This window comes from Mesorhizobium sp. M4A.F.Ca.ET.050.02.1.1 (assembly GCF_003997725.1).
In the GTDB taxonomy this organism is placed as follows: domain Bacteria; phylum Pseudomonadota; class Alphaproteobacteria; order Rhizobiales; family Rhizobiaceae; genus Mesorhizobium.
This window is the reverse complement of record NZ_RZSG01001309.1, coordinates 1-880: the sequence shown is the minus strand read 5'-3', so window position 1 is coordinate 880 and position 880 is coordinate 1. Positions and strand designations below refer to the sequence as shown.

Below are 880 nucleotides of genomic sequence, written 5' to 3'. Positions count from 1 at the left end.
GACAGCTACCATCGCTGGATGCAGGTCTCCGCCTTCGCAACGCTGGGCGGCTGTCCGGCGCTCAACGTACCCGTCGGTTTCGACGGCAAGAGCCGGCCGATGGGCATGCAGCTGATCGGGCCGCCACGCGGCGATCTCGCCGTGCTGCGGGCCGGCGCGGCCTACGAGGCGACACTGCCCTGGCAGGCAGGCGCAAGCTGAGGCCGGCTATCGGCGGCAGGCTGGCGCTTGCGCCCACACCGGCGCCGTGCATTGATCGGGCCCGGCCGCCACCGGATCGGTGCCATCTTGCTTGAGGAAAGACCATGTCGCTGGAACTTTACGCCACCTATGTCGTCGCCTGCATCGTCATCATCCTGGTGCCCGGTCCGACCGTCACGCTGATCATCGCCAACAGCATCCGCCACGGCGCGCGCGCCGGCCTTGCCAACGTCGCCGGCACCCAGGCCGGCCTCGCCATCATGATCGCCATCGTCGGCATCGGCCTCAACACGCTGATATCAGGCATGGGCCACTGGTTCGAATGGGTCAGGCTGATCGGCGCCGCCTATCTGATCTGGATGGGCGTGCAGATGTTCCGTTCGAAAGGCACGCTGAACCCCGACGGATCGGCCAGGAAGCCGCGCGGCGGCTTCTTCCTGCAGGGTTTCCTGGTGGCGATCAGCAATCCGAAGACATTGGTGTTCTTCGGCGCCTTCTTTCCGCAGTTCATCGCGCCGCAGGGCAACTACACGCTGCAGATCGTGGTCATGGGCCTGACCGCGATGATCTTTGCCGCCATGTCGGATTCGACCTACGCGCTTGCCGCAAGCCGCGCCGGTCGGCTGCTGTCGGCCAGCCGCGTCAAGCTGATGTCCCGCATCAGCGGCAGCTTCCTGGT

The 880-nt window shown here is 66.2% G+C and carries 1 protein-coding gene and 1 pseudogene; both read left to right on the top strand.

The annotated features are described in order from the left end of the window. Window positions 1-201, top strand: a pseudogene (locus EOA33_RS37160) (amidase family protein); the annotation flags it as partial. 104 nt (window positions 202-305) lie between these two features. Then, a partial coding sequence (locus EOA33_RS37155) for a LysE family translocator (RefSeq protein ID WP_145989573.1) occupies window positions 306-880 on the top strand: 575 nt, incomplete at its 3' end.